Source organism: Corynebacterium sp. c3Ub_189 (genome assembly GCF_039907195.1).
GTDB lineage: Bacteria > Actinomycetota > Actinomycetes > Mycobacteriales > Mycobacteriaceae > Corynebacterium.
Genome location: NZ_JASBOF010000032.1, coordinates 1 through 6,481, shown reverse-complemented (window position 1 = coordinate 6,481; position 6,481 = coordinate 1). Strand labels below are relative to the sequence as shown.

Annotated in this window: 7 protein-coding genes; 1 reads left to right on the top strand and 6 read right to left on the bottom strand. The window is 52.8% G+C overall.

Annotated elements, in window-relative coordinates:
- Positions 1–258 precede the first annotated feature (258 nt).
- The 5 genes from QKD99_RS11190 to QKD99_RS11170 all read right to left on the bottom strand — a co-directional run bounded on the left by QKD99_RS11190 (position 259) and on the right by QKD99_RS11170 (position 4,792).
- On the bottom strand, positions 259–726 hold the full coding sequence (locus tag QKD99_RS11190; RefSeq protein ID WP_347951466.1) for a recombinase family protein: 468 nt from the start codon (positions 724–726) through the stop codon (positions 259–261).
- 538 nt (positions 727–1,264) lie between these two features.
- On the bottom strand, positions 1,265–2,101 hold the full coding sequence (locus QKD99_RS11185) for a hypothetical protein (protein WP_347951465.1): 837 nt from the start codon (positions 2,099–2,101) through the stop codon (positions 1,265–1,267).
- Between the two features lie 634 nt (positions 2,102–2,735).
- Positions 2,736–3,311, bottom strand: coding sequence for a recombinase family protein (locus QKD99_RS11180; RefSeq protein ID WP_347951464.1), 576 nt, complete (start codon positions 3,309–3,311; stop codon positions 2,736–2,738).
- Positions 3,311–3,460 carry a hypothetical protein gene (locus QKD99_RS11175; RefSeq protein ID WP_347951463.1) on the bottom strand — a complete coding sequence of 50 codons (150 nt, stop codon included), beginning with the start codon at positions 3,458–3,460 and terminating at the stop codon, positions 3,311–3,313. Before QKD99_RS11175 ends, QKD99_RS11180 begins: the two co-directional genes overlap by 1 nt.
- Positions 3,461–4,249: 789 nt before the next feature.
- Positions 4,250–4,792, bottom strand: a complete 543-nt coding sequence (locus tag QKD99_RS11170; protein ID WP_347951462.1) for a hypothetical protein — start codon at positions 4,790–4,792, stop codon at positions 4,250–4,252.
- A gap of 823 nt (positions 4,793–5,615) precedes the next feature.
- On the opposite strand from QKD99_RS11170, the gene QKD99_RS11165 reads away from it, so the two are divergent.
- Positions 5,616–5,762 (top strand): hypothetical protein, encoded by a 147-nt coding sequence (locus QKD99_RS11165; RefSeq protein ID WP_347951461.1) that lies wholly within the window; start codon positions 5,616–5,618, stop codon positions 5,760–5,762.
- Positions 5,763–5,888: 126 nt separating this feature from the next.
- Here QKD99_RS11165 and QKD99_RS11160 read toward each other — a convergent pair.
- A partial coding sequence (locus QKD99_RS11160) for a helix-turn-helix transcriptional regulator (protein WP_347951460.1) occupies positions 5,889–6,481 on the bottom strand: 593 nt, incomplete at its 5' end.

Here is a 6,481-nt window from a genome sequence, read left to right as displayed (position 1 = left end):
ATTGTGAACCGAAAATAACGTTAGCAGTCACACCTGACGGAAGTCAGTAGCATAACCCGCCCCTACCTTGCAGAAGCTGCCCATAAAGGGAAACGCACACAGAGTCACTCGTAGCCATGTTCAAGTCCATCGATGTCTTCGCCCAACACCCTAGCTAGACGAACGAATATGCAGGTAGAACTGCACAAAACCGGACATGCGCTTTAGCATATGCCAGAACCGACGGGCGCGCTGATTTGGCCTCACGGCTGTGCTGCTTTAGGCGTTTTTCAACGCCCGATACACCGTAGGGCGAGTGACCCCAAACTCTCGCGCTAGTGCTGCCTTTGACTCCCCTGCCAGCACGCGCCGCTTAATCTCCGCTACTTGCTCTGGGTTTAGGGCGGGTTTGCGGCCTTTGTACTTGCCGGCCTTTTTCGCCAACGCAATTCCTTCCGCCTGGCGTTCGCGGATAATGGCCCGCTCAAACTCCGCAAAGCTGCCGAGGATACCCAGCATAAGATCCGCGCGTGGGTCACTAGTGCCTTTCGAGAAGGATAGGTTCTCGTGTAGAAAAGTAACGGTCACACCCTTGTTGGTGAGCTCATCAACGATGCCGCGCAGATCGGTTAGCGAGCGGGCGAGGCGATCAATCGACGACACGACGAGCTCGTCACCGTCGCGCACATACGCCATACACTCCCCAAGCCCAGGGCGCGCAGTCTTCGCTGCTCTCCGCCCAACTATGCAACAGCACCACGATTTGTATGCCTATAGCACCTTCAATGCCCGATACACGGTAGGTTTGGAACGGAATCTATGTGGGCACAATCAGGAGCTATAAAAGATCATATTACTTGCATCCAAGCCTATACTTTCAGAGAATTTCCTTGGCTTGACGGCAACAGGTGCTAGGTGTGTGTTAGTACAATTGGCGCGCGTTAATGTCGCGATCGGGGGGGATATCGATCTATACATCCTTAATGCGGGTCGATTTACTTCGATTGCGGGACTGGCCTATGGCCAACAATATAAACGTGTTTAAAAATACGTTTACTAGAGACAACAAATCGATGGAATCATGTCCTAGACCTAAAAATCCTGATAGGCCTAGGACAAACGCTAGACAGGTACTTAAAGAGGCTGCAATAAAAACCCATTTAGCGGTGGTTGTTCTGTACCTGTATAGCGCACACCAAATAATTAGGGTGATTCCAATTAAAACAAGAACTTGGCTATTTTCCATGTCTACTCACGGTGAAAAGCGAAACTGCATTTCTTGTCCCTAGCACCGAGTTGCATACGGGAATACGATGTTTGGAGAGTACTTTCCTCCGAGGGCTCGGATGGTAAGGCAGCGACCTGTATTAGTGGCGTGAGCTGCTACTGCGGCAGCGCCTGCGCACGCACCTTTGGCTAGCCAAGAGCCTAGGCCAACTCCTGCTATTTTACCGGCGCAGTAAGCAGTTCCTATGGCGATCCCGCTCGTCTCGTCTTTGGAAAAGACTAGCTCTTGTCCGATTTTCTTTCCCCAGCCATGAACGTCTCGGATATAGGGATCTGAAATAACCGGCTTGCCGGCAGGACTCGACGAGATGTGCTGGATTATCTTATCTCCATCGATTGAAAAGTGAGTATTTACTTCGTTTCCATCTACGTCTTTGGCCCAAGCTGGTTCAATGTATGCGCTAGGTTCCTCACCTTCTGCTGGACGAACTAGAATGTGTCCGCTTGGAAGCTTTTCAAGAAAAGAATCTGAGAACTCAAAAGAAAGTTCCAAAGGGGCGTCTCCATCGCTAATGCTAACTAGCTGGTTGCCATCTTCGCGCTCTATTAACTTTGTCTTTGTTCCTGCGTTCTTCGATGGTGCCGGAGTGGTTATGCTGTCCTGCTGTGGAAGTAAGGATCCTTCGTTTATTTTTAAGCTTCCATCGTTTGGTACCCATTTCTCTCCAGTAGAGGGAGAGGGAGACTTTGTATTTGCGGCAACGATTGAGTCAACTAGTCCGTCATCAATCTCGGTAGCTGTAGCCGAGGGAGCGAATGCTAAGAAGCTGACACTAAGCGTGGAGGCGGCCAAGATGGAGATTCCCTTTTTTGAAAATGGGGTGTAGTGAAGCATGTTCTTATCCTTGCTGAGGGAGTGAGTATGTTCTGGAACAATTTCACTATCTCACAAATAAACTCACCTTTTAAGATAATGTGATAAATGCAATCACCGCACCCAGGAGCGGTTTTGTCCCTGTAGAATAGGTAAGGTTGCATTCTTAATATTCGGGGATTGAAGTTTGAGAGTGAGACCGAGTATCCCCATCTTTCCGATCGAGGAATCCGCTACAGGAAGCAAATTAGGCAGGCCTGATGATTACGTTCTACGACTTTGTAACCACAGTGGTTATGCTGTCGCTCTTTCTTCTTTGGACGATAAGCACCATCGTGCTGTTTAATAAAGAGATGAGTGCTCTTTTGCACCTATATGGCTTGCCGTTATTGTTATTCTGCCAACCCTTGGCCCTGTTTCCTTTCTTTTTACGTCACTCGACAAAAAGAAAGGAAGGCTCAGGCCTCAGTCCAGGACGAAAAAGATGCCGTAGAAGAAACCCTTTAACGTCTACCTACCAGCGGCTTTGATGACTATTTGCAAACTTATGTTTAAACATACGCTATAACATAAGCCCCGCCATATGTCCTGCTATATGTCAAGACATATGGCGGGGCTTATGGGCGCGCTGATCTACCATCACGGCTGCACTACCCTAGGTGTTTTTCAAAGCCCGGTACACCGTAGGGCGGGTGACCCCAAACTCTCGCGCGAGTGCTGCCTTTGACTCCCCTGCTAGCACGCGCCGCTTAATTTCTGCTACTTGGTCTGGGCTTAGGGCGGGTTTGCGGCCTTTGTACTTGCCGGCCTTTTTCGCCAACGCAATCCCCTCCGCCTGGCGCTCGCGGATAATGGCCCGCTCAAACTCCGCAAAGCTGCCGAGGATACCTAGCATTAAATCCGCACGCGGGTCACTAGTGCCCTTCGAGAAAGATAAGTTCTCGTGCAGGAAGGTAACGGTCACGCCTTTGCCTGTGAGTTCGTCGACAATACCGCGCAGATCGGTTAGTGAGCGGGCGAGGCGGTCGATCGATGAGACGACGAGTTCGTCCCCGTCGCGCACATAGGCCATACACTCGCCAAGCCCAGGACGCTCGGTCTTAGTGCGGCCGGAAATCTTATCCTCAAAGAACCGGTCAATACTTCCAGACGTGGACAATAGTTCTTTCTGGCGCTGATTATTCTGCTCTACCGTTGAAACACGGATATATCCCACCCGCTGCTCACGCATTAGTCTTCGCTCTTCGAGGGCTGAAAGGCAGTATTCTCCTGGGCGATGACCGCGTCACGATAGGACTCGATTGCGTCCGAGAGGGCGTACAGCTGAATGCCGTCGAGACCATCGGCGTCAGCAAGCAAGGCTTGTACGATCCTGCCCAACGCCTGCTGTCCCGACGACAACCCGTCATGTAGGTTTTTCACCCGCGCTAACGCGGGTACAGAGTCAATATGACTTTCAATATGGAAACCATCGGACGACAACATCACAACCACCGCTTTCTGTATAACTGAGGCCTTAACCCCACTATACACGTGTAAAATAATGGCAGAAACTGCCTTATTTTACACGTAACTTACCGGCATAAATGCACGTAACAATAGGGTGCGCCCTATTTATCAAAGAGCATGGGGAAGGTGGAGACTACGAGTACGCGCTTGACGCCGCCAACAGTGCCGCCAAGCACCTGCAAGCAATACAAGCGAAGCTACCTGCCACTGGCCCGCGAGCCGGCATACTCGCTAAGTTCGTGCGCGCGGCACAGAGAAATCTGCCCCAACAGCAGCCCGCAGATAATCCCGACGAACTTCTAGACTTAGCCACCAATCTCAAAGAGCGGCTGGAGGGAACTCAATAAAAGGAACTCCCCAGCATCTCCTTTCACTAGAAGCGTTGGGGAGGACATTTACAGGAAGTTATCCGTACTCAGTAGATAAAAGAATTAAGTACGCATTTATGCAGATTTACTCACCGGTTATTCCTGATGATTGTTTCTGACGTGATTGACCAGTACTGCTGCAACTATGGTGAGCAGTATGAGGATAAAAAATCCGAGGATCGACTTGTTTGCGATGGCGACATAACCTGAAATTGCCAGCCCAAATAGTGCAACGACAATCGCATTGGGAGATATTTTATGTCTGTTCATTAGTCCTCTTCACACTTGATTGTTAAACACACTCGTTGCCACGGACCCTTCCGTTCCACCCGTAATGGACTTTCATGCGGTCATTGCATTTCTTGTTGTGGCTGAGGACTACTGTTGCCCCGGTGATGATGGCTCCAACGACGGTGCAGGCAGCCCACCCGACACCGGGAATGGCGCAGATGGCGGTCCCCAAGGCAAACCCCGATCCACTGATGAGCATATCCTGCTCAAGAGGGGTGAACTCTACCCAGAATCCCCCGTTTTCTCTCCCTCCGCTCACATAGGGAGTGACGGCATGTGGATCCCTTAACGTTAGATCCATGTGCTCGAGGTCGAAGGTTACGGTGGAGTCATCATTTACAGTTCGGGGAACATCCGAGTTGATCAGTTCCTCAAAAGCTTGATCCAGAACCTCCGGAGTGATTGATCCTTCTGCAGCGGTCTGTTCTTGGAACTCTTGAAGGGTTGTAGGATCGTCCTTTTCTGCAGCGGATGCTAGTCCCTGACCGGCAAAAAGGATAGCTACGGAAGCTAGTGCCGTCAGTGCTTTTGACTGAGTTCTCATAGTGTTCCTAATTTCTAGATGGGTGGGTCACTTCCCGAGGTTACATGTGTTCCAAATCATAGGCAATAGCTTTGGCGAACTGTGTGAGGGCATCTACCACACCTCACGCGAGAAGGCACTTGGCAGTGCTACGTCCAAGCCAATCCAAGCACGATGAATAACCTTTTAGTGGTCGATATTGTCCACCCTGACGCGCTTCTGCGCGCGCTCTAATCGCTGACAACGTCATTACCCCGCACCGAGTACGCCAAACGCAAGCCGCTGGCCTACGCCGCTCCGTCGATGGCGACAAGGGCTACTCCGGTCTGATGACTAAGACCCCAGAGCACATCGCCTGGGATAGCCATTGGGCACATTTGCAACGAGCTGAAGCCCCCGGAGCCGCCTTATCCCGATTCTCATTAAGAGTGCATATAGTGTGTGTCTCCCAAGCCGCTTCGCGGCGTGGGCTCGGGCCGGTTCCTCCGGCCCGAAAGACTGACGGCACCCCGCCGCAAAACTGCCCGGCTTGTCCGCCAGGACTGGCCGGTGGGCCAGCAACATATTTGGCAACATTCCGCCCGACCGCGCTTATCAGTCCTGCGGGGCGGTGTGGCGGCTTCTCGCGGCGCGCTGTGTGCCCGTCTAAGCCGTTGAAGACCCGGCGGCGGTACCCATGGAGGGCCAGACACTCCTGCGCGATTGAGCACACGAGGACTGCACCGGGGGCAACCGAGCCGTCCGGCTCGGGCGGCAGCCCAGGCCAAGCGCCTGGAGTTGGACAACGCGGCGGTTCGGATATTCCTTTTCGCACGACCGAAATACCGCCGTACGAGGAGGACTTATGACCAATCCCCGCACCAGTCTTAAGCGACTTTCTGAACTGCCCTCGCTCGCGCTAAGCGCTGCCGTCGGCGCAATACTTGCCAACCCCATGGCCACGATCCACGGTTGGGCCGAGCTTCTCGATCTACTCGTCTTCTGGCGCTAGCAGCAACACACTATTGGCACTCTTAGTGACACCGGGACATGATCCATCCAACCCAGTCTTGCTAAGAGAGGTTTTACTTAACTGCCTAGCGGCAGGGGAACCGTATATTGCTTACGGTATTGCACCCTATCCGTCCGGATACAAACCTGCTTCCTTAAGCGCTGCAACATGGTAAGCAACCGTGCGTCTAGATACGCCAACTTCACTACCTAATTCAGCCCATGTAGGTATCTTGCCCGTCTGTGCGAAGCTCTGGGCGGACACCGCAAGAATCTGGGCGCGAGTACTATTACCCGATGCCTTTTTCCTACGGTTAGCTGCGCTCAGTTTTTCTCGCTGTGCCTGCGCGTATTTACCGTCAGGGTCGGTTTTCCAGCGTTGTGCGGCTTTCTGGCCGCCTCTGCGGCCCATGGTGGCTAGTGCTTTGCGTTCGCTGCTGGTGGCTTTTCCTGGCGCGCTAGTGCTTCCATAAGCCTTACTCTTGGACTGGGTGACGTAGCCACGCACGCGACGTGCCATGGTTTGGCGGTCGCGCATGGGTGGCATCTCACTGTCACGCCCGGCTCCGCCGTGTGTCTGGGCGACGTTGTAGGCGTGCTCGTAGGCATCGATAATGGCAGCGTCCGTCAGGCGCTGCCCTTGTTGGCGCAGACGGTGGCCGGCCTTGAGCGCATGACGGAAGGCGGTTTCGTCACGTGCCGCTTTACCTGGGGTAATCC

Bases quoted from the DNA above. Each gene is read 5' to 3' on its own strand.
- QKD99_RS11180 (WP_347951464.1), bottom strand. From the start codon at position 3,311: ATGCGTGAGCAGCGGGTGGGATATATCCGTGTTTCAACGGTAGAGCAG.
- QKD99_RS11170 (WP_347951462.1), bottom strand. From the start codon at position 4,792: ATGAGAACTCAGTCAAAAGCACTGACGGCACTAGCTTCCGTAGCTATC.
- QKD99_RS11185 (WP_347951465.1), bottom strand. From the start codon at position 2,101: ATGCTTCACTACACCCCATTTTCAAAAAAGGGAATCTCCATCTTGGCC.
- QKD99_RS11165 (WP_347951461.1), top strand. From the start codon at position 5,616: ATGACCAATCCCCGCACCAGTCTTAAGCGACTTTCTGAACTGCCCTCG.